Here is a 21,603-nt window from a genome sequence, read left to right on the forward strand (position 1 = left end):
GTTAAAACGAAAACCATACGCCATGTGCGCGCTGACTTTGTGGGCCGTCTCAAGCGGAGTTACGCATGCTCGGGACGCTTCCTTGTCGGTGAAGGTCGACGCCATCGACGATCGTGGCCGCTTCGCTGACAGCGCTGTGTTTTGTCCGCCCAGCAGCAGCAACGCCAAAGATGTCAGCCCCGGCGTCGCTTGGTCGAAGGGTCCGCCGAAAACGCGCTCCTACGCCTTGCTGATGATGGATCCCGATGTCCCGGCCGATTTGGGCCTGATCAATAAGCCAGGAACGATCATCGCGCGGAACGCGCCCCGCATGCGCGTCTTCCACTGGGTGCTGGCCGACATCCCGCCAGCGATAACGGCAATCCCCGCCGGAGTGGAAAGTCCAGGTCTGGTCCCGGGTGGCAAGCCTATCGGGACAACGCCCTATGGCCTGCGCGGTACGAACGTCTTCACAAGCTTCCTGGCAGATGTGAAAGGCATGGCTGGCACCTATGGCGGTTACGACGGTCCGTGTCCGCCAGCAAACGATGTGCGGCCACACCGTTACATCGTTCGAGTGATGGCGCTGGACATCGCGACGCTCGGCTTGTCAGGCTCCTTCACGGGTGCAGACCTTGAAAGGGCCAGCGATGGACATGTCCTCGCCGAGGGCCGAGCGGTCGGTACCTATTCGTTGAAACCGGGAGCGGTGAAATGAACAGTGTCAATGTTCCGTCGTCACGCGTGTTCGATCGTGACGCCTCCGAATATGACGCCTTGCGTCGCGCGCTGATCCCCTGCTTCGACAGTTTTTACGGGACTGCGCTCGACCTGATCGCAGACTGGCACCCTGGCGGCTCCATTCGGGTCCTGGATCTGGGTGCTGGCACCGGCCTTTTCTCTGGCATGATCCTGGACGGCTCACCGGCCGCCCACCTGCACCTCCTCGATGCGTCACCCTCCATGCTGGATGAGGCGCGCAAGCGCCTGCATCGATACGAGGGGATCGAATTTTCTGTCGGCGACATGGCAGCCGGTGACCTCGGCGGCCCTTTCGACCTCGTCGTGTCAGCCTTGGCGATCCATCATCTCGATAACGCCGCCAAACGAGACCTGTTCTTGCGGATCCGCAGGTCTCTCGCGCCCGGCGGACTGTTCGTCAACGCGGAGCAGGTTCTCGGTCCGACCCCCAGGATTGAGGCCGACTATGCTCGTCGCTGGCTTCGGGACGTTCGAGCTGCCGGCGTTCCAGAGGACCAGATCGGCAAGGCTCTTGAGCGCATGATGCACGATCGATGCGCAAGTGTAGAGGATCAGTTGGGTTGGATGCGGGAGGCCGGTTTGGTGGAAGCGGATTGCAGTTTCAAAGCGTGGCGGTTCGCGGTGCTGAATGGCAAGTGCCCTGCCTGAACGGAAGTAGCTGTCTCTGAGACGCGGGCGGCGGTTGCTGGCAGGGAAGGTCTTCGGTGCAACGGAGTGATATCCGCTTGTTCCGAAATGGCAATCAACACCGAACTTCCGCTTACCACGGACCCCAGGCGCCAGAATCGGGAAGGAACCTGCAGGCATTGAAGTGAGACCAGAGGATTTTCAGTCGCTGCCCGAAAGCAGACGGGCAGCTTCTGGTGTCGAGTTCACGGCGTCGCTTTCCCCGATCAGGAGAAGAGGGTCTCGTGGCGGCGCTCCTGCCACGAAGGCCCCCTCGACGCAGATCGGGCGGAGTTCCCAGTCGCATGCGCTCCGTCGCTTCCAAGCATCAGAAGGAAGCGCTGGATCTTCCTGCATTCCTGACAGTGGTCTGCCCCCTGAAAAGTGGTCCTCCCTGAAGTAGGCTTTTGAGCCTTTGGAGGATGTCAGGAATGCCGCGTAAGAAGCACCAGCCGGAAGGGATCGTCGCCAAGCTGAGGCAGGTCGATGTGCTCGTGTCGCAAGGCCGATCGGTTTCGGAGGCAATTCGCACGATCAGTGTGACGCCGTTCACCTACTATCGGTGGCGCAAGGAGTTCGGTGGGCTCAAGTCCGATCAGGTGAAGCGCCTGAAGGACCTGGAGAAGGAGAACGAGCGGCTACGAAAAGCCGTTTCGGACCTGACGCTTGAGAAGCTGATCCTCAAGGAAGCCGCGTCGGGAAACTTCTAAGCCCCGCCCGCCGTCGCCAGTGCATCGACCACGTCATGGTGAAGTTTGGCGTATCGGAGCGGCTGGCGTGTCGGGTCCTGGGGCAGCATCGATCCACCCAACGAAAAGTGCGGAAGGGTCGCGCCGATGAAACGGCGCTGACCGCCGACATCGTCGCGCTCGCGACCAAGTACGGTCGTTATGGCTATCGCCGGATCGCAGCCATGCTGGAGACCTTCGGCTGGGTCGTGAACGTCAAGCGCGTCGAGCGGATCTGGCGACAGGAGGGGCTGAAGGTGCCAGCCAGGCAACCGAAGAAGGGCCGCCTCTGGCTGAACGACGGCTCGTGTGTCCGGCTCCGGCCGGAATATCCCAACCATGTGTGGTCCTACGACTTCGTTGAGGATCGCACCCACAACGGCCGGAAGTTCCGCATGCTGAATGTGATCGACGAGTTCACCCGGGAGTGTATCGCCATCAGGATCGACCGAAAGCTCAAATCCACCGACGTCATCGATGTCCTGTCCGATCTCTTCATCCTGCGCGGCGTGCCTGGGCATGTTCGCTCGGACAATGGCCCCGAGTTCGTCGCCAGGGCGGTGCGGGAGTGGATCACAGCGGTCGGCGCGAAAACGGCGTACATCGAGCCTGGCAGCCCTTGGGAGAATGGCTACTGCGAGAGCTTCAACTCCAAGCTCCGCGATGAACTGCTGAACGGCGAGCTGTTCTATACCCTCGCCGAGGCCAGGATCGTCATCGAGGGCTGGCGCCAGCACTACAACACCCTGCGCCCGCACTCCTCCCTCGGCTACAGACCGCCAGCCCCCGCCGCCGTGGTGTGGCCAAATACGCCAACCCAACCTGCGTCGTCGGCCACCTCAACCATGGCCGACAAGCCCACCATGCATTAGATTCCAACCGGGCCACCTAATGGGGGCAGGCCAATGGCACAATGCACCACCAAAGCTCCCCCGTCCGGTCCGCGTGACCTGCCTACCCTTCGAGAACCGGCGGGAGAAAACGCCGGCGCGGGTTGGGTAGGCTCAAAGCCAGGTCATGGCTCCCCTGCTCCCGCTACTCCCGAAACTTAAGCGCCCAGGTTCTTGTAGGCGCCGCGATAGTCCACCGGCCCGGCGCCACAGTGCCAGGTCACGCGGTAGCTCGTCCCGAGCTTGCTGAACTCCTGGTCGACCTCCAGGCGAGGCCCGCCGTAGCCGGCCAAGGTGAGAAACTTGACGACCGGATAGAGCGCCGGGTCTGCGAAGAAATACCAGGCGAGCGGATCGGTAAGGCGCGGCTCGACGGCGGGCTGGATCTTGCCGGCGAACGGGTTGACGTCGCCCGTTGCGGCGGGACGCGTCTCAGCCAGGAACATCTCCGCCGTCGTTTCCAGCTCGGACGGAACGAGCAGGAAGCGCGGCGCAATGCCGAGCGCGGTCTTCCCATCCAGGGCCGTCTGCTTGCGCATGCCGAGACGGGCCGCACCGGCCGCTTGCACGGCAAGCACCGCGCCGGTACCAAGGTTCTTGTGGTCGGCATGGAAGACGGGCTTGCCGTCGTTCAGCTTCATGGAAAGAGCGTCCAGGATCAGCTTGGATTTCAGCTCCGCAGTCGCGAAGCCGATGTCCTGGATGCTCCGGTCGATCGCGTTCATGTCGTCGTTGACGAGCACCTGGAACGAGACGCCAATCCCCTTGCCGTAGCTCGCGATCTGCAACCGTTCGCCGTTCTCGTTCAGCGAGCCGAATTTGATCTCCCCATGCTCGTTTACTTTCTCCAGCGCGGGGAAGGACGAAAGGCGGGCCTCCAGCTGCGGCCGGAAGTCAGAAGCGGTTCCGGTCGCGGCGATCAGCGACGCGCCGCTCTCCGCCGCCTGGAAGAGCTGCAACAGCCGCTTGTTCATGACGTTGCCGAGGATGGTCGGGAAATCGCCGGTCGTGTTCAGCCCGGCGCCGCGTGTCATCATCCCTGAGACGATGCGATCAGGGCTGTTCCAGCTGACGCGTTCCCCCCGAGCCTTCAAAAGTTCAGCGCCGATATCGACGAAGCGGCGGCCCATGAACTCGCGGGCGGGACCTTCGGCAACCTGTCCCGTCATGCGGGCGAAGAGCGCATCCTCGACGGCGCGCCCCAGGAAGTCCGGATTGTCAAAGGTCGCCGCCCCGGGCCGCATGCTCGGCCGGGTGTGGGACCTCTCCGCCTCTTCTGCCATCTTGTCATGGCCGTAGGCTCGAAATTCCTCAACCGTCGTGCCGTTGATGATGGCGTTTTCCATCTCGGCATTCGTGAGATTACCGCGCCTGCCGAGTTCAATGATTTTGGCGACGCGGTTGCGCTCGGCCCTTGTCTCACGGTCGGCCGGCTGCCGGACGGCGATGGGTGAGGTTTCGTTCTCTTCGATTTCGTCGGGTTCCATGATGGTCACTCCTGTGGAACGGATAAAGGCGTTTGGATCGGCCCCGACCGGGACCAGCGAAACCTCCGCTGGCGCCCAGCGCGTGACGCGCACGGTGTCGGGGCCGTCCCCTTCACCTTCGATGCGTTCGCGAGCCTGGATGGCGTAGCCGATTGAGACGTTGCGGATGACGCCGGCGGCCAGGTCGTCCGCGATCGGCTTCACATCATCCCGGCCGGACAGTTCCGCCTCGATGACCAGCGCGCCGCCCTCGATCCTTGCTGAGCGGATCACGCCGATTTGGTCGGCGACCTGGTAAGCCTGATGCAAGTTGAGAAGCGGCGCGCGGCCGGAGTTGAGCCGGGTGAGGTCAATCGCGCTTGCCGCGATGACGAGAACCTCGTTGACACGCTCACCGCTTCCCCAATCCATCCGGGCAACCGGAGTTTCCGTTGCAGCGACGGCGGTGAAGGTGCGCGTCTTCGGGTCGAACGAACTGGCGGAGAGAGCAGCGCGTCGCGTGACAAGATCGGTCATCAGGATTTCCCTGTGGTTCGGGCGGCAGTCTCCATCGCCTCCAGCCAGTCATTCAGGCTGGACTTGCGAGCGCAGATCACGCCGCCGATGCGGAAGGTTGGAAGCCCTCCCTTCTCGATTTGGTGGTGCGCCTGACGCGGCGTGATGTTGAGGAAAGCGGCGATCGCGGGGACGCCATACAGGAGGTTAGCCCCCTCGTTTGCGCCTTCAGTCATGTCGAGCCTTTCGGGGTTCTTGTCGCGGCGATGTCGCACGTAGCTGCGCGGCCGCTGCGCGGTTCGTGTGATTTCAAGCACTTAGGCGGAAGCCAGCGCATGGCGCGGATGCAATGAAAAGGCCGCCCAAAGGCGGCCTAAGTTGTTGCGATCGTTTCTTAATTCGGCATCATCGGTACATTTATGCCGCGGAAGGACGAACCTTCCGCGCCGCCCCCTGCGCCGGCCCTCCAGCCGCCGCCCGACCCGCTGCGCGAAACCCTGCGCCGTTGCTAGCAGCTCGGCGAGGCAGCCGCCAACGATACCGACTGCCTCGCCACGTGGGTCGAATCCCGCGACCGCTTCCTCGGCCGTGATCGCAGCGAGGCGCGCTGACCATGGGCAACACGGGCGTCATTGATAATTTCCTCGGCGTATTCACCTCCTACATCGACAGCGGGTTTGGCCTGCTCGGCGGTGAAGTCGCTTTCATCGCCACGACGCTCATCGTCATCGATGTGACGCTTGCCGCGCTCTTTTGGGCATGGGGCGCGGATGACGACATCATCGCCCGTCTGGTGAAAAAGACCCTGTTCGTGGGCGTGTTCGCCTACATCATTTCCAACTGGAACAATCTCGCCCGGATCGTCTTCGAGAGCTTCGCTGGCCTGGGCCTCATGGCGTCGGGCACTGGCTTTTCCGTAACCGATCTAATGCGGCCGGGCCGTGTGGCGCAAACCGGCCTCGATGCCGGCCGGCCGTTGCTCGGTTCCATTTCCGACCTGATGGGCTGGATCGCGTTCTTCGAGAACTTCATCCAGATCACTTGCCTGCTGTTCGCATGGGCGCTGGTAGTGCTGGCCTTCTTCATCCTCGCCATCCAGCTTTTCGTCACCCTGATCGAGTTCAAGCTGACCACGCTCGCCGGCTTCGTCCTCATTCCGTTCGGCCTGTTCGGCAAGTCCGCCTTCATGGCCGAAAAGGTCTTGGGCAACGTAGTGTCGTCCGGCATCAAGGTCTTGGTTCTCGCCGTCATCATCGGCATCGGCAGCACCTTGTTTTCGCAGTTCACCGCCGGTTTCGGCGGCCAGACCCCGAGCATCGACGACGCCATGGCGATTGTGCTGGCAGCCTTGTCGCTGCTCGGCCTCGGCATTTTCGGTCCCGGCATCGCCAACGGCATCGTCTCTGGCGGCCCGCAGCTCGGCGCGGGCGCAGCCGTGGGAATCGGGCTTGCGGTCGCAGGTGCAGGCATCGCCGCTGGCGGCGGGGCCATGCTCGCCGCCAAGGGCGGTGCCGCTGCCCTGTCCGGTGGAGCCGCGGCCGTTCGCGGTGGTGCAACGGCCGCAGGCGCGGCGACTGCCGCCTACAGCGTCGGCTCGCTCAGCCAGTCCGGCGCGGCGGGCGTCGCCTCCGGCCTTGGCGGCGTCGCGCGCGCCGCAGGATCAGCGGCTATCTCGCCGCTCAAACGTGCCGCATCGGCAGCGACAGAAAGCGTCAAATCCAGCTTCTCAGATGGCGCACGCGCGGCCTTCGGTGTGACGGGCAGTTCATCCACCGCAGGCACGGTCGGCGGCGCTAGCGCCGATCCTGTCGCAGCAGCGTCCGGCCCGGCCGGCAGCCCGCCCGCATGGGCGCAGCGAATGCATCGCTCGCAGGCCATGAACCACGGCACCACCATGGCAGCCCATGCCGTCCGCTCCGGCGACAGCCACGGCTCCGGTTCCTCCATCAACCTTTCCGAAAGTGACCGCTCATGAGCATCTTCAAACGACCAGCAACCCATTACGGCAAATCGCAGGAACCCGAGACGCCTTATCAGAAGGCCGCGCAGGCATGGGACGAGCGTATCGGCTCGGCCCGCGTGCAGGCGCGCAACTGGAGGCTCATGGCCTCTGGCTCCCTGATCCTGTCTGCCGGCTTTGCCTCGGCGCTGGTCTGGCAGTCGGCGCGCGGGACCGTCGTGCCGTGGGTGGTGCAGGTGGACAATCTCGGACAGGCGCAGACCGTCGCGCCCGCGAACGCCGACTATCGCCCGACCGATCCGCAGATTGCTTTCCACCTTGGCCGCTTCATCGAGCAGGTCCGCGCCATCCCGGCCGACGCGATCATTGTCCGCCAGAACTGGCTTCGCGCCTATGAGTTCACCACCGACAGAGGCGCGGCCGCGTTGAACGACTATGCGCGGGCCAATGATCCTTTCACCAAGGTCGGCCGCCAGCAGATCGCCGTCGAGGTTTCGAGCGTCATCCGGACCTCGCCCAACAGCTTCCGCGTGGCGTGGACCGAACGCCATTTCGAAAACGGCCAGCTCTCCATGACCGAGCGATGGACCGCGATCCTGACTATCGTGATCCAGCCACCGCGCGACGCTGAGCGCCTGCGCGCCAATCCGCTAGGCATCTACGTCAATGCAATTTCGTGGTCGCGGGAGATGAGCCAATGAGGACGATTACCCGCACCCCGACAATCACGGCCATGCTGCTTTCGGCCACCATGCTCGCGGGCTGCGCCACCAACCGGACGCCGCAGTTCAGCTACGACGCCAGCGTGCCGCCGCTGCCGACCGTGCAGGCGACCGTCACCAACGATACGCCCCGTCCTTTGCACGTGCCCCCGGCATGGACCGTGGCGCGCGGCGGCACCGCCGCAGACACACCGAACGGCCGCGTCGAGAACGCCAATGCCGCCGCCCGTGTCGAGCCTCGCCGGGAAGGCTATTACAACGCCGTCCAGATTTATCCGTGGAGCGAAGGCGCGCTCTATCAGGTCTATGCCGCAGTCGGGCAGATCACGACCATTGCGTTGGAGCCGGGGCGAGAGCCTGACCGGTGCAGGGCCGATCGCGGCCGGGGACACCGCCCGCTGGATCATCGGCGACACCGAGAGCGGCAGCGGTGCGAACCGCCGCGTCCATATCCTGTGAAGCCGACGCGCCCGGACATTTCCACCAACCTTGTCGTCTCCACCGACCGGCGCACCTACATGATCGAGTTGCGCGCGCGGGAATCGCTCTACATGCCCGCCGTTGCATGGGCCTATCCCGCAACGCCCGGCCAGCGCCGAACCGTTCCAGCCGCGTCGATCATCCCGGCCGAGGCGGCGCGGAACTATCGCTATGGCTTGCAGGTGCAGGGTGATAGCCCGCCATGGCGGCCGGTTTCCGTCTTCGATGACGGCAGACGCGTCTACGTCGTCTTCCCGGCCGGGATCGTGCAGGGCGAGATGCCGCCAATTTTCGTGCTCGGCGCGAACGGCGAGCCGCAAATCGTCAATAGCCGGGTTCATCAGAACGTCCTGATCGTGGACCGCCTGTTCGGCGTGGCCGAGTTGCGTCTTGGCAGCGGCAACCGCCAGCAGGTCGTCAGGATCGTCCGCACCAACCAGCACGACCACGGGAGGATCGTCCTCATGAGCGATACCGCTACCGCCACCCCCATGCGCCTGCGCGCCGAAACGCCCCGCGTCACGCGCCTGTCGCGCAAGATGCTGGCAGGCGTCGGCGCAGTTGCTTTGCTCGGCATCGGCGGGGCGCTGATCTACGCGCTCCAGACCCGCGATGCAGAGCCGGGAGGCGAAGAACTCTATTCGACCGAGAACCGGCCCACGGCGGACGGCTTGTCCGGCCTGCCGCGCGATTATACGGGGCCAGTGCTCGGCCCCGCGCTGCCCGGAGATTTGGGCCGTCCGATCCTCGACGCACAGAACAGGGGCCAGCCGCTCGCGCCGCCCGCGATGGCGACGCCCGCCGTCGATCCAGAGGAAGAACGCCGCCGCGCCGAGGAAGAAGCCGCGCGGTTGAGCAACGTGTTCTTCCAGTCCGGCCCGCGCACGGGAGCGCCGACAGGAACGGCCATGCCCGGCCTTGCCGGTCTCGGCCTTGGCGGGCAACCGGCGACGCAGGACCGGCACGCGGCTTTCCTCAATGGACCCGTGGACCGGCAGACCGTCGCGCCGGATCGTGTTGCGCCGCCGACATCGCCCTACATCCTTCAGGCCGGGGCCGTGATCCCGGCCGCGCTCATCACCGGCATCCGTTCCGACCTTCCGGGCCAGATCACCGCCCAAGTGACGGAAAACGTCTATGACAGCCCGACCGGCTCGCTGCTCCTGATCCCGCAGGGAACACGCATCATCGGCCAATATGATGATGGCGTGACCTTCGGCCAACGCCGTTTGTTGCTGGTGTGGAATCGCCTGATCCTGCCGGGCGGCCGTTCCATCGTTCTGGAGCGCCTGCCGGGTGCGGACGCATCGGACTATGCCGGCCTTGAGGATCGGGTCGACTATCACTGGTGGGATCTGATGAAGGCCGCAGGGCTATCCACGCTGCTCGCGGTCGGCACAGAGCTGGCGACGAGCGACGAGGATAGGCTGATCCGGGCCATACGCGACGGCGCGCAGGATACCGTCAATCAGGCGGGCCAGCAGATCGTGCAACGCCAGTTGCAGGTCGCGCCGACATTGACGATTCGGCCCGGTTTCCCGGTCAGGATCATCGTCACCCGCGACCTCGTATTCGAGCCAGTAGGAGGTTGACCCGTGACCAAGCTGAAACTCGGCCGGCTGCCCGACGACAAGCCCGTGAAGGTCACGGTGGAACTGCCCGCACCGCTTCACCGCGATCTGGTCGCCTATGCCGAGGTGCTGGCCCGCGAGAGCGGTCAGCCCGCCGCCGATCCCGTCAGGCTGATCGTGCCCATGCTGGAGCGGTTCATCGCCACGGATCGCGGTTTCGCCAAGGCACGACGCGCCGCAAGCTAAGTCCCATCCCGGCAGAGGTGCCGCCAGCGCATAGGTGCAAATGCGGCACGCTACAGGCCGCCGACTGCCCTCCATGGTTCGCTTAATTCCGGGGCCTTGAACGCCCCGGTATCCGCCATCGAGCCAAGGAGGATTCCATGTGCGCAGAGCGCCGCTACGCCCGCAAAGGGCGACCGCGACAGTCGATCCCCGAGCCACTTCCCGACGATCTTTTCGACTACGCGGACGATCCCGCGCCGGACGGCCGCGCGCGAGCCGGCGACGCGCCGCTTCTTGCACCGAATGGGCAGAGGATGCGTGTCACCGATGATTGGCCCGAGGATATTCCCGTCACCGAGGCCGAGATTGACGTGTTCGAGCGTTGGTTCGGAGATGTGTTCGACGACCTTCTGAACCCGAGAAAGCCGGATGATGGCTTGCAAATTCTATCACAAACTGATAGGAAAAGGCGTGAGTGGGCATCGTGATCCGGGCCTCGACACGCTTCTGGACCTCGACGGACAGATGCTCTTTGTCGATCCCGAGGGCGGCTATTGGGTGAAGTTCATCGTCACCCGCGTTCCGGCCTCGCCGGAGAAGCCGCACGATCTCGATTACTCGCTCACGCTTCACGGGCCTTCGGGCGAACGGCTGGTCGGCTTCGACAACGCCCATCCGGTCGGCCGAGGAAGGAGGGGCGAGCCGATGGACCATCGGCACCGCCTCCAGACCGTGAAGCCCTACGCCTACGAGGATGCGGCCACGTTGCTGGCCGACTTCTGGCAGGCGGTTGACGCGGTGTTGAAGGAGCGAGGTGCCCTATGACCACATTGAAAGTCGGGATTGCCGACTACGAAGAAATGAAGGCCCGCACCATTCGGATCGCCAAAGGCGAGGAAAAGCCTGCGCCCGGCGATCCGAAGGTGTGGTTCACCTCGACCGAATCCTTTGCCAAAGTGCTGTCGGCCGGGAACCGCGAGCTGCTGCGCATCATCGCCGAGAAAGCCCCGGCGTCGCTGGAGGAACTGGCGGAAATCACCGGCCGGGCCGGCTCCAATCTCTCACGCACCCTGAAAACCATGGAGAGCTACGGCCTTGTGCGGTTTGAGCCGGGCCACGGCCGCAAGCTCGCGCCCAAGGTGGTGCATGACCGCGTGGAACTGGCGTTGCCCCTGATTGACCGTCCGAAGCCGCGGAAGGCTATGGGAGATCGGCCATGAACATGCACAGCCCAACCGTTACTGCCCGCGCCGCCCTCTATCTGCGCGTCTCGACTGCCCGGCAGGCCGAGCATGACATTTCCATCCCTGACCAGAAGCGGCAGGGCGAAGCCTATTGTGAGCAACGCGGCTATCAGCTCGTTGAGACTTACGTTGAACCGGGCGCAACCGCCACCAACGACAAGCGTCCCGAGTTCCAGCGCATGATCGAGGCAGGGACCAGCAAGCCCGCACCGTTCGATATTGTCGTGGTGCATAGCTTCTCGCGTTTCTTCCGCGATCACTTCGAGATGGAGTTCTATGTCAGGAAGCTGGCGAAGAACGGCGTCAAGCTGGTCTCCATCACGCAGGAGATGGGCGACGACCCCATGCACCAGATGATGCGGCAGATTATGGCGCTTTTCGACGAATACCAGTCGAAGGAGAACGCCAAGCACGTCCTGCGCGCTATGAACGAGAACGCCCGGCAAGGCTTCTGGAATGGCGCACGGCCGCCTATCGGCTATCGCATCGTTGCGGCCGAGCAGCGGGGATCGAAGACCAAGAAGAAGCTGGAGATCGACCCGCTGCACGCCGACACCGTGCGGCTGATCTATCGCCTGTTCCTTGAAGGCGACGGCACGCGCGGCGCGATGGGCGTCAAGGCTATCGCCACCTATCTCAACGAGCGCCGTTTCTTCACCCGCGACGGCGGACGATGGGGGCTGGCGCAAATTCACGCCATCCTGACCCGCACCACCTATATCGGCGAGCATAGGTTCAACACGCGGTCGCACAAGGACCGGGAGAAGAAGCCGGAGAGCGAGGTCGCCATCATGGCGGTGCCGCCCCTGATCGAGCGCGAGCTATACGATGCGGTGCAAGCCCGCCTCAAATCCCGCAATCCCATGGTGACGCCTGCGCGCGTCTCCAGCGGCCCGACGCTGCTGACCGGCATTTGCTTCTGCGCCAAGTGCGGAGGTGCGATGACGTTGCGCACCGGCCAAGGCAGCACGGGAGCGACATACCGCTATTACACCTGCTCGACCAAGGCGCGGCAGGGCAAGACCGGCTGTAAGGGCCGCACGATCCCGATGGACAAGCTGGACCATCTTGTCGCCGATCATAGCGGGGATCGGCTGCTCCAGCCCAAACGTCTGGAAACTGTCCTCGCCAGCGTCATCGACCGGCGGCAGGAGCGCGCCGAGCGCCGCCGCGAGCATCTTGCCGAGCTTCACAGGCGAATCACGGAAGCCGAACAGCGGCTCGGCCGTCTCTTTGACGCCATCGAAGCGGGCATGGTGGACAAGGACGACGCCATGGCGAAAGAGCGCATGGCGAGCCTCAAGGCGTTGCGGGATCAGGCCGCCGCCGACGCCGAGCGCACGCAGCTCGCGCGACAGTTCAGGCAATCAGGGCGTCACTCCCAATATGCTCAAGAGGTTTGCCCGCAAAGCCCGCGAACGGATACGACTCGATGATGGCGGCTACCGCCGCGACCATCTGCGCGCTCTGGCGCAGCGTGTCGAGGTCGCAGACGACGAGGTTCGCATCATGGGATCGAAGTCGGAATTGCTGCGAACGCTGGTCGCCGCTTCTAGCGTAGAAACGGCGGCGTTCGGCGTTCATAGTTCTGTTCAGGAATGGTGCACCCGACTGGATTCGAACCAGTGACCTCTGCCTTCGGAGGGCAGCGCTCTATCCAGCTGAGCTACGGGTGCTTGCGAGGAGGATGTAGCCGATCCTCATCCATGCTGCAACGGGAGAGTGAGGCGTTGCCTGCCGATGCTCAGAGGGCGAGCTGGGCGAGGATGGGGTCGCTGGGCGCGGCGCCGACATTGGGATCGCCCGGCGCGGTTTCCCAGCCGAGATGCGGCAGGCTGACGATGCGGCGGTTGCGCATGTCCGCCTGCACCACCACGAAGCCGCGGCTTTCCAGATAGGTGAGAAGGCGCCGGGCGCGGGCCGGGGAACGCGTCCCGTAGGCCTTGGCGAGATCGGCGTCCGAGGGGCACGGCGCCCGGTCGAGCGCCGCGCGCGCGACCAGCAGGAACAGGCCCTGCACATCGTCCGGCACCTCGGTGGAGACCGCGAGCGCGCGCTCCCATTCCGCCGCTTCCTGCTCCGGGTTGACGCTGATGCCAGCGCGGCTGACCGCGAGACGGCGACGGAAATCGTTGAGGCTCAGCGGCTCGCCGGAAATGCGGCGGATACGGCAGCGGAGCAGGAATTCCTGGAAAAGAGCGGGCCCGACGGCGAAGGCCGCCTCGGGGTCTGACAGGAGTTCTCCCAGGATCTCCTCGATCGCCGCTTCCTTCTCGCTGTCCGGCAATTCCGGCTCCGGCTCGGCGACGGGCGCGGGTTGCGCGGGCAGCGAACGGGCGAGCTGCGCCAGCACGTCCGCCGTCGGCACCGGGGTCGCGCGGCGGGGCGGCACCTGGATCAGCGGTTCGTTTTCCCCGCGCGTGAAGACGAGGTCGCGCCGGTCTTCGCTGGGCGTTTCCGGCAAAGGCAGGAGCGTGGGCCGGCCGCTGCGCCCGGCGGTCATGACGTCGCCGATGCGGATGGGCGCCGGACGCCGGAACAAAGCGGGGCCGAGCGCGATGAACTGGCCGGGATCGAGATCCCTGAACTTTTCCGCCTGCCGCTTCTCCAGCCCCAGCAGGTCGGCGGCGCGCGCCATGTCGATATCGAGGAAGGTGCGGCCCATCAGGAAGTTGGAGGCTTCGGCCGCCACGTTCTTGGCGAGCTTCGCGAGGCGCTGCGTGGCGATCACACCGGCCAGTCCGCGCTTGCGGCCACGGCACATGAGGTTGGTCATCGCGCCGAGCGAAACCTTTCGGGCCTCGTCCGACACGTCGCCCGCAATCGCCGGGGCGAAAAGCTGCGCTTCGTCGACCACCACCAGCACGGGATACCATACGCTGCGGTCGGCCTCGAAAAGGCCGTTGAGGAACGCGGCGGCGGAGCGCATCTGGGCCTCGGCGTCGAGCTCCTCGAGGTTGAGGACCACGGAGATGCGATGCTGGCGGACGCGGAGCGCGATCCGCTGCAAATCGGCTTCCGTACGATCGGCTTCCACCACGACGTGGCCATGATGCTCGGCGAGGCTGACGAAATCGCCTTCGGGATCGATGATGACCTGCTGCACGAGCCCGGCGCTCTGCTCCAGCAGGCGGCGCAGGAGATGCGACTTTCCCGACCCCGAATTGCCCTGCACGAGCAACCGCGTGGAAAGCAGCTCTTCCAGATCCAGCGTCGCGGGTCCCCCCGGCGACGCAGTGCCCATGTCGATTCCGGTTCTCATTGCCATCGGATCTGGCGCCTGCCGACCCGTATGCGGCGGCACCCGCCTCCTCCTAGCACAAAGGCGAGCCGTTTTGGGACAGGGCGGAGGAAACTCCACAGCCAATCGCGACGCCCTCGCCCGGTCCCGCCAGAACCGAAGCCCGTGTTCGGGCGTTTGGGAGGTGCCGAAACAGGGAGGTCGCCATGGCCAAGCAGTCCAAAGCGCAGAAGGAAACCGTCGAGCGCGTGATGCACGAGTTCAAGCATGGCGAACTCCGCACCAATGGCGACGGGCCCAAGGTGAAGAACCCGAAGCAGGCGGTCGCCATCGCGCTCAGCGAAGCCGGCGCTTCGAAGAACGAGAGCAAGACCGAGAACCAGAAAAACTTGAAGCGCACGAAGGCGAAGGAACGACGGGAAGAGACGGCCCAGGCGGAAACGGAAGGCAAACAGGCCAGCAAGGGCAAGAGCGGCGGCAAGGAGGAAACCAAGGCGGCGCTTTACGCGGAGGCCAGGGAAAAAGAGATCCCCGGCCGCTCCAGGATGAACAAGGACGAGCTCGCACGCGCGCTTCATCACTGAGGCGCGCGACCGGCGAGTCCGGCGTCGCTCAGGACAGGCGGGAAAAGCCGGAGCGGCCCATGCCGAATAACCGTTTCTCCAGCAGCCCCAGCGCCTGGCCGAGATTGTCCAGCGCCGCGACGGCCGCGATATCCGCCGGGGACGCGGCGGACGCCGAGGGCTGACCGGTTTTCGGCGCCGATGCGGGAGCGGGCAGGCCCGTCGCCTTGGCTCTCACCGTCATCGGGTTGGCCTGAGCGTAAGGTCCGGCCGGGCGTTGCTCCTCCTGTGAGGACAGACCCGCGATGAGGGCTCCCACCCAGTCCTCCAGATCGCGGCTGCCGCTCGTGAGCAGGAGGCGGTCCTCCTTGCCCAGCAACGCCTCGTCCTCGCAGGAGACGGCGAAGACCCGCGCCCAATAGGCGCAGTTCAGCAGCACGGGGAAGGCTCGCTCGGCCCGGTCGACCGGCCTGATGACGTCGCGGCGCGCGTTCAGCGGCCTGAGCGCCGTCCGCAGGTCGCGAAGACTGCGGTCGAGCAGGCGCGATTTTTCCAGCGGAGAGGCGGCGGCTTCGCCTGACAGCTTCTGCTGGCCGGCCGTCAACACGTCGCGCAACGCTTCCATCACCGCCATGCCGGAGCGGTGGACATGGACGCGGGTCCGTACCGGCAGGACCAGAAAGGCGGAAAGGATGGCCGCCCCGCTGCCGATCGCCGTCTCTTCCAGGCGCAGGAGCAGCAGCGGCTCGGTGCTGACGCCGAGCGAACCGTAGATCAGTCCCAGCATCACCGTCGCGAAGAAGATGCTGATCCCGTAGACGGAGAACATGTAGAAGCTGCCGAAGATGCAGACCACCGCCACCGCCAGCTCCAGCACGGGATGGCCGCTCATCAGCGTGGCGCAGACCACGCCGGCGATCATGCCGAGAAAGGTGCCGGCGACCCGGTGCAGGATTTTCTGCGCGGTGTCGCCGCGTGTCCGCACTCCCAGGAACATGACATAGGCGGTGATGACCGCCCAGAACCAGCGCTGCGGGGAAAGGGCGATGCCGCCGGCCATGGCAAGCGCTGCGGCGATCGTCGCCTGGACGGCGAAGGACCAGGCGAGCGCGCCGACCGGCGCCGGGGGTGGCGCGGCCTGCCGGTCCGGGCCGGCCACCATGGCATGCGAGGCGGCCACGGCGGCGCCGGCGCGGTTCAGCTCGCGGAGCGCCAGGCGGAGCTGGCTTTCCGAGGAACCCTTGACGTTGACCGCGCCCACGCGGAAGGGCCAGTGGCCGCGCCGGAAGCGGCCGCGCAACGCCTCGACGCGGTAGAGGTTCTGCGGCGTGATCGTCTCCCCCCGCATGGCGCCGACGACGCGGGCGAGCGCCAGCTCCAGCGTGACCAGCCGGCGGCGCAGCACTTCGCGATCGGCGGCGACCGAGTTCGCGATCTGCTCTTCCGCCACCAGCCCCGCCTCGTTCAGCCGGATGAATTCGCGTTCCAGCCGGCGCCGGCTCTCCCCGGTGCCGTGCAGCGCATCGGCTTCCGCCGCCTCCAGCACCAGCGCCGTACGGCGGAGCACCGAACGGAGCAGCCGGCGCAGCATGGCCGAAGGTTCGTCCGGCAGCAGGACGAAGCAGACGATCCAGACCGCGACCCACATGATCGGCAGCGAGGCCAGATGCTTCGGCAGCTCCGCCGCGGGAGGATGCAGATAGATGCCGAGATAGAAGGAAAGGAAGCTGCCGAAGCAGATCGCGCCATATCGCGGGCCCCTGCTCTGCAGCAGGACAGCCACGAAGATGACGAGGAGAAAGAGGATCTCCGCCACCGGAAACAAGGGCGAGATCAGCGCGCCCGCGACATAGGCCAGCGCGGCGAGGAGCGCCATCAGGAAGAGCGTGGTCTCGCGCCGCCGCCGGCCGGGATCGCGCAGCAGAAAGGGCGCCAGCATCGTCAGCGTGGCGCCGAGCGCAATCCCCATGGTCGGCACGCAGCCCCAGATCACCAGAGCGGCGAGGCCCAGCCCGGCAATCCCGACCGAAAGGGTGACCCGCGTGGCGGCGAGCAGTCGCACCTGCCCCGGATCGGAGGCGACGAAGCGATTCCAGAGCGGCGCCGAAAGCGAGCCGAGCGGCCGAAGAACACCATTCACCATCAAGGCCGCGCTCCCCCTCGTCGCCAACGCACCGGGCCTTGCCGCATGCGACCCGATGCGCCCATACCGCCCTCGGTGACGGAACGGCCGGACGCCGCAGCCGTTCACCGCCCGACGGATGGAATTCGATGAACATACGATTGCTGCTATTTCTGGGCGCGATGAGCCTTTCCGCTGTCGCTGGCGGGCCGGCTTTCGCCCAGCTGAACTCTGCGGGCCCCGGCCCCGCCATCAACCCGATCAATCCGGGACCCGTCATCATTCCCGATGGCAACGTCCGGCCGCGGCTGACGACCCGGCCGCCGATCGGCCCCCGCATTCCGATCCAGCAGCCCCGCCGCGTGACGCGGAGCAGCGCGGCACCCGCCTCGCCCGGCAACGGCAACGACCGGCAGTTCCGCTCTCCCGAGCCCGGCTCCCGCCCGGCCCGCTTCGGCTCCACATGCGTGGCGCCGGGCGGCTATTCCGCTCCCCTCGGCGGCGGCTCGCTGGCGCTCGGCACGGCCTGCTCCATTCCCGGCCACGGCAGCGGTTACGTCAGGCCGTAAACAAAGCTTCCGACGACTGTCACAAATGTTTCACGGCAGGGCTCTAGGGGTCGCGGGGAGACGGAAACACCCCTGAGGAGATCCCGTGATGTTCCGCAATTGGAAGTCGAGCACCGCCGCCCTCGGCGTGCTGGCCGTGGCCAGCTTCGCCACCCCGGCATTCGCCGAAACGCTGAACGGAGCCGGCGGCACCGCGATCTACCCGGTTCTCGGCAAGTGGGCCGCGGACTACCACAAGGAAAACGGCACCGCGGTCAACTATCAGGCCATCGGCTCCGGCGGCGGCATCAAGCAGATCGAGGCCAAGACCGTCGATTTCGCCAATTCCGACAAGCCACTGAAGCATGACGAGATCGCCAAGAACAACCTCGTGCAGTTCCCGCAGGTCGTGATCTCCATCGTGCCGGTGGTCCATGTTTCCGGCATCAATGCCGGCGACCTCGTGCTCGATGGCAAGACGCTCGCCGACATCTTCCTCGGCAACGTCAAGAAGTGGAACGACCCGGCGATCGCCAGGCTGAACCCGAACCTCAAGCTTCCCGATCAGGCGATCACGCCGGTCTACCGTTCCGACGGTTCGGGCACGACCTTCAACTTCACCGACTACCTCTCCAAGGTCAGCCCCGACTGGAAGAGCAAGGTCGGTTCCGACACGGCCGTGCAGTTCCCCGGCGGCGTCGGCGGCAAGGGCAATGCGGGCGTGGCCCAGTACGTGCAGCAGGTCGACGGCTCGATCGGCTACGTCGAATATGCCTACGCCAAGCAGAACAAGCTGACCTACACCAAGATGGTCAACCACGACGGCAAGACCGTCACGCCGGACATGAAGGCCTTTCAGGCTGCGGCTGCCAATGCCGACTACGGCAAGGCGGAGGACTTCTACGTCATCCTGACCGACCAGCCGGGCGCCGACAGCTGGCCGATCACCGCCGCGACCTTCATGCTGATGCGCACCGACGCCTCGGCCGACAAGAACGCCGCGGTCCTGAAGTTCCTCGATTGGGCGCTGAAGAACGGCCAGAAGGACGCCGAGGCTCTCGACTACGTCCCGCTGCCGGAAAGCGTCGTCCAGCAGATCGAGCAGGCCTGGACGCGGAACCTGAAGTGGCAGGCCGCCGCCAAGTAAGCCAAACGGCAAGCAAGCCGAACGGCGGGCAAGACAGCCGCCGCTCCCGGAAAGGCCCGCATCGCGCGGGCCTTTTTGTTTGCGTCGGTCCCTGTTAGAGAGCGGCCTGTAACTCCCCAACCGAATCCGCGCTCCCATGCATCCGTCCACACGCCTCCTGATCGGAGGCTTTCTGTCGATGGCCGTCGCCATGGGGGTCGGGCGCTTCTACTACACGCCGCTGCTGCCGCTGATGCAGCACGAAACGGGTTTCGGCGCGCAGACGGCCGGCCTCATCGCGTCCGCCAACTTCGCGGGCTATCTCGCCGGCTCCATCCTGGCCTCCTTCATCCCGGCCGGCCGTGCACGGCTCTGGACCTTCCGCATCGGCATCCTGGCCAGCATCGCCACCACGATCGCGATGGGCTTCACCGACAACCTCACCGCCTGGCTCATCCTGCGGGCGATCTCCGGCGTGGCCAGCGCGCTCGGCATGATCCTCGCCGCCGGCATCGCGGCGCAGGCGTTGACCTCCATCGGGGAGGCCGGGCGCGTCGGCTGGCTGTTCAGCGGGGTCGGCACCGGCATCGCGCTCTCCGGCATGCTCGTCCATTTCGCTTCCGGCTGGCTCGATGCGTCGCGCCTGTGGATCGCGGCCGGCGTGGCGTGCCTTATCGTGACGCCCGTGATCTTCGCCGAGGTGGGCGATCGCGAGCTTCCGGGTCGCGCCGTCACGGGCGCCCGGCCCCGGAGAGCACCGCGCCCGCTCTCCTTCTGGCCGCTGCTCGCCGCCTATTCGCTGGAAGGGCTCGGCTATTCCGTCTTCGCCACGTTCATCGTCGCCATCGTGAAATCCCGCCCGGGGCTCTCGGCGATGGGCGACTGGGTCTGGGTGGTGGCGGGGCTGGCCGGGCTGCCGAGCTGCGTACTGTGGCCCCGGCTGGGCGAACGCGTCGGCTTCGCCGTTGCCCTGCTGCTGGCCTTCCTCGCGCAGATCGTCGGCGTCCTGCTTCCGGCGCTCACCGCGTCCGCCGGCGGAGCGCTTGCCGGCGCGGTTCTCTTCGGCGGCACGTTCCTCGCCATCTCGACGCTGACCGTGCCCCTCGGCCGCCATGGGCTGAACGGCCGTGGCTTCGCCGTCCTCACCGCCGGCTTCAGCATCGGCCAGATGCTGGGCCCGACGCTTGCCGCCCGCGTGATCGCCGGCCCCGGCGGCTACAGCGCGGCGCTGATCGGCTCGGCGGCCGTTCTGGGCGTGGGCGTCGTCTGCCTGGTTGCGGCGATGCTCCGGAGCGGCGCTGCCACGACCGGAGAAGCCGCCGTCCCGCCCGCATAAAGCCGCCCGGAACCAAAGTTCCGGGAGCTTCCTTCCCCTTGCGGGAGGAACGAGCGTGCTGCCGAGACTGCTGGCTTTCTACGAACGGGTGCGGACGAGCCTCTGGTTCCTGCCGGTGCTGATGACGCTGGAGGCCGCCGTCATCGCCTGGGTGGCGCTGCGCATTCATCTGGAACTCGACCTCGACAGCCGCGTCTGGTGGCTGAACCAGAGCAACGCGCAGAATGCCAGCAACCTGCTTTCCAGCCTGCTGAGTTCGCTGGTCACCATGGCGACGCTGGTCATCTCCATCACCATGGTGGTGCTGACGCTGGCCGCCAACCAGCTGGGCCCGCGGCTGATCCGCAGCTTCATGGCCGATCTTCGGACGCAGGCGGTACTGGGCCTCTTCATCGGCACGATCGTCTATCTCGTCCTGGTGTTCCGGGCGATCGACACCGATTTGCCGAAGGAAGCCGTCCCGCACGTCGCCGTGACGTCCGGCACGGTCCTCTTCCTGGTCTGCGTCTTCACGCTGCTCTTCTACGTTCACCATCTCGGCCGCTCGATCGTCGCCGACAACGTCGTCAACCGCATCGGCGCGAGACTGGACGAGGCGATCGCCGACAATCTCCCGGAGATCGGTGAAGCGGATGCCCCGGTGCCGCCGCATCTGGTGCGCGAAGCGGCAAGCGCCTTCGGCCTGCCGGAAAGCGGCTACGTGCAATATATCGCTCACGATGCCATCGCGGAGGCTGCGGCGAAGCGGAACGTCTATGTGGAGATCAACTTTCGCCCGGGCATGCACCTGATCCGCAAACGCGAGCATGTCTTTATCTGGCCGTCCGACCTGCTCGACGAGGATTTGCGGTCGGCCATCGCCGGAGCCGTGGTGATTGGCGAGGAGCGGACGGCAGCCTCGGACCTGGAATTCTCGTTGCGCCAGCTGGTCGAGATCGCGCTGCGGGCGCTTTCGCCCGGCATCAACGATCCCTATACGGCCATCGCCGTGATCGACCGGCTGGCCTCCTCACTGGCCGCCGTCATGGAGCGCGGCGAGCCTCGGCAGGTCTGGACCGACGGCGGCGGCACCCCACGCCTGACCGCCTTTGCCTCCACCTTCAGCGGCCTGGTCGATGTCGCCTACTCGCAGATACGGCAGGCCGCCGCGACACAGCCGGCTGTTCTGCTCCGTCTCCTGGAGGCGCTGACCTCGCTCGCTCGCCGGCCGAGGACCGACGCGCAAGCCCGGGTCCTGCGCACGCAGATCGAAGCCGTGGCGGCAACCGCCCGCAAGGCCATGACGGTCCCCCACGATTGCGAAGCGCTCGAGGAGCGCATCGCCGAGGCCGAAGGCGTCATGGAGCGTGCCGAGCCCCGCGCCTAGGTTCTGAACTCATTAAGGGTTGAGCTTCTGGTCGAAGGCTGATTCACCTGTTCGGGGAGGAGCATGGTGATGGCGCGTTACGATCTCAGCGA

At 65.8% G+C, this 21,603-nt stretch carries 20 protein-coding genes, 1 tRNA gene and 2 pseudogenes; 18 read left to right on the forward strand and 5 right to left on the reverse strand.

The window, feature by feature from the left end; all coding sequences use genetic code 11:
• The first annotated feature begins 88 nt into the window (after positions 1-88).
• From BMY25_RS13190 to BMY25_RS13200, 3 genes are all read left to right on the forward strand, one after another.
• On the forward strand, positions 89-697 hold the full coding sequence (locus tag BMY25_RS13190) for a YbhB/YbcL family Raf kinase inhibitor-like protein (RefSeq protein WP_238858330.1): 609 nt from the start codon (positions 89-91) through the stop codon (positions 695-697).
• Entirely contained in the window at positions 694-1,389 is a 696-nt protein-coding gene (locus BMY25_RS13195) for a class I SAM-dependent methyltransferase (protein ID WP_092497251.1), read from the forward strand. Before BMY25_RS13190 ends, BMY25_RS13195 begins: the two co-directional genes overlap by 4 nt.
• 449 nt (positions 1,390-1,838) lie before the next feature.
• Positions 1,839-3,007, forward strand: a protein-coding gene (locus tag BMY25_RS13200; protein WP_092497017.1) for an IS3 family transposase whose coding sequence is annotated in 2 segments (ribosomal slippage) — positions 1,839-2,103 and positions 2,103-3,007 — 1,170 coding nt in all. Because the reading frame shifts where the segments join, the coding sequence is not laid out codon by codon here.
• Positions 3,008-3,183: 176 nt separating this feature from the next.
• Here BMY25_RS13200 and BMY25_RS13205 read toward each other — a convergent pair.
• Both BMY25_RS13205 and BMY25_RS13210 read right to left on the reverse strand, forming a co-directional pair.
• Positions 3,184-5,028, reverse strand: coding sequence for a prohead protease/major capsid protein fusion protein (locus tag BMY25_RS13205; protein ID WP_092497253.1), 1,845 nt, complete (start codon positions 5,026-5,028; stop codon positions 3,184-3,186).
• The gene (locus BMY25_RS13210; RefSeq protein ID WP_092497255.1) at positions 5,028-5,324 is read right to left on the reverse strand and encodes a helix-turn-helix domain-containing protein; all 297 of its coding nucleotides are present in this window, start codon (positions 5,322-5,324) and stop codon (positions 5,028-5,030) included. Before BMY25_RS13210 ends, BMY25_RS13205 begins: the two co-directional genes overlap by 1 nt.
• A gap of 207 nt (positions 5,325-5,531) precedes the next feature.
• On the opposite strand from BMY25_RS13210, the pseudogene BMY25_RS21470 reads away from it, so the two are divergent.
• The 10 genes and pseudogenes from BMY25_RS21470 to BMY25_RS13255 form a co-directional block, all read left to right on the forward strand.
• A pseudogene (locus BMY25_RS21470) lies at positions 5,532-5,618 on the forward strand (putative entry exclusion protein TrbK-alt); the annotation flags it as partial.
• A 2-nt stretch (positions 5,619-5,620) separates the two neighbouring features.
• Entirely contained in the window at positions 5,621-6,982 is a 1,362-nt protein-coding gene (gene trbL, locus BMY25_RS13220) for a P-type conjugative transfer protein TrbL (RefSeq protein ID WP_092497257.1), read from the forward strand.
• Positions 6,979-7,668, forward strand: coding sequence for a conjugal transfer protein TrbF (gene trbF / locus BMY25_RS13225; RefSeq protein ID WP_092497259.1), 690 nt, complete (start codon positions 6,979-6,981; stop codon positions 7,666-7,668). The genes trbL and trbF overlap by 4 nt, the downstream gene beginning before the upstream one ends.
• A 50-nt stretch (positions 7,669-7,718) precedes the next feature.
• Positions 7,719-8,543, forward strand: a pseudogene (locus BMY25_RS21180) (TrbG/VirB9 family P-type conjugative transfer protein); the annotation flags it as partial.
• Between the two features lie 90 nt (positions 8,544-8,633).
• Positions 8,634-9,761, forward strand: coding sequence for a TraB/TrbI/VirB10 family type IV secretion system protein (locus BMY25_RS21185; protein WP_238858331.1), 1,128 nt, complete (start codon positions 8,634-8,636; stop codon positions 9,759-9,761).
• Positions 9,762-9,764: 3 nt separating this feature from the next.
• The gene (locus BMY25_RS13235) at positions 9,765-9,986 is read left to right on the forward strand and encodes a DUF2274 domain-containing protein (protein ID WP_092497263.1); all 222 of its coding nucleotides are present in this window, start codon (positions 9,765-9,767) and stop codon (positions 9,984-9,986) included.
• Positions 9,987-10,123: 137 nt separating this feature from the next.
• Complete coding sequence (locus tag BMY25_RS13240; protein WP_092497265.1) at positions 10,124-10,453, forward strand: hypothetical protein; 330 nt, start codon at positions 10,124-10,126, stop codon at positions 10,451-10,453.
• The gene (locus tag BMY25_RS13245) at positions 10,437-10,790 is read left to right on the forward strand and encodes a toxin-antitoxin system TumE family protein (protein ID WP_092497267.1); all 354 of its coding nucleotides are present in this window, start codon (positions 10,437-10,439) and stop codon (positions 10,788-10,790) included. The genes BMY25_RS13240 and BMY25_RS13245 overlap by 17 nt, the downstream gene beginning before the upstream one ends.
• On the forward strand, positions 10,787-11,185 hold the full coding sequence (locus BMY25_RS13250) for an HVO_A0114 family putative DNA-binding protein (protein WP_092497269.1): 399 nt from the start codon (positions 10,787-10,789) through the stop codon (positions 11,183-11,185). Before BMY25_RS13245 ends, BMY25_RS13250 begins: the two co-directional genes overlap by 4 nt.
• The gene (locus BMY25_RS13255; RefSeq protein ID WP_238858326.1) at positions 11,182-12,645 is read left to right on the forward strand and encodes a recombinase family protein; all 1,464 of its coding nucleotides are present in this window, start codon (positions 11,182-11,184) and stop codon (positions 12,643-12,645) included. The genes BMY25_RS13250 and BMY25_RS13255 overlap by 4 nt, the downstream gene beginning before the upstream one ends.
• Before the next feature lie 163 nt (positions 12,646-12,808).
• Here the strand turns inward: BMY25_RS13255 and BMY25_RS13260 are convergent.
• Positions 12,809-12,885: transfer RNA gene (locus BMY25_RS13260), tRNA-Arg, on the reverse strand.
• 68 nt (positions 12,886-12,953) lie between these two features.
• Positions 12,954-14,471, reverse strand: coding sequence for a helicase HerA domain-containing protein (locus tag BMY25_RS13265; RefSeq protein ID WP_092497271.1), 1,518 nt, complete (start codon positions 14,469-14,471; stop codon positions 12,954-12,956).
• A 185-nt stretch (positions 14,472-14,656) separates the two neighbouring features.
• Here BMY25_RS13265 and BMY25_RS13270 point away from each other — a divergent pair, with 185 nt between their 5' ends.
• Complete coding sequence (locus BMY25_RS13270; RefSeq protein WP_092497273.1) at positions 14,657-15,034, forward strand: DUF6496 domain-containing protein; 378 nt, start codon at positions 14,657-14,659, stop codon at positions 15,032-15,034.
• A 28-nt stretch (positions 15,035-15,062) separates the two neighbouring features.
• Here BMY25_RS13270 and BMY25_RS13275 read toward each other — a convergent pair whose 3' ends face one another.
• On the reverse strand, positions 15,063-17,156 hold the full coding sequence (locus BMY25_RS13275; RefSeq protein WP_092497275.1) for an FUSC family protein: 2,094 nt from the start codon (positions 17,154-17,156) through the stop codon (positions 15,063-15,065).
• Positions 17,157-17,284: 128 nt separating this feature from the next.
• On the opposite strand from BMY25_RS13275, the gene BMY25_RS13280 reads away from it, so the two are divergent.
• The 4 genes from BMY25_RS13280 (at position 17,285) to BMY25_RS13295 (ending at position 21,511) form a co-directional block, all read left to right on the forward strand.
• Positions 17,285-17,704, forward strand: coding sequence for a hypothetical protein (locus BMY25_RS13280; protein WP_143061969.1), 420 nt, complete (start codon positions 17,285-17,287; stop codon positions 17,702-17,704).
• A gap of 88 nt (positions 17,705-17,792) precedes the next feature.
• The gene (gene pstS / locus BMY25_RS13285) at positions 17,793-18,830 is read left to right on the forward strand and encodes a phosphate ABC transporter substrate-binding protein PstS (protein ID WP_092497279.1); all 1,038 of its coding nucleotides are present in this window, start codon (positions 17,793-17,795) and stop codon (positions 18,828-18,830) included.
• A gap of 136 nt (positions 18,831-18,966) precedes the next feature.
• Positions 18,967-20,145 carry a YbfB/YjiJ family MFS transporter gene (locus BMY25_RS13290; RefSeq protein ID WP_092497281.1) on the forward strand — a complete coding sequence of 393 codons (1,179 nt, stop codon included), beginning with the start codon at positions 18,967-18,969 and terminating at the stop codon, positions 20,143-20,145.
• Positions 20,146-20,200: 55 nt separating this feature from the next.
• Positions 20,201-21,511: a DUF2254 domain-containing protein gene (locus BMY25_RS13295; RefSeq protein WP_092497283.1), complete on the forward strand. Its 1,311-nt coding sequence runs from the start codon at positions 20,201-20,203 to the stop codon at positions 21,509-21,511.
• The last annotated feature ends 92 nt before the right edge of the window (positions 21,512-21,603 follow it).

This window comes from Faunimonas pinastri (assembly GCF_900110915.1).
In the GTDB taxonomy this organism is placed as follows: Bacteria; Pseudomonadota; Alphaproteobacteria; order Rhizobiales; family Afifellaceae; genus Faunimonas; species Faunimonas pinastri.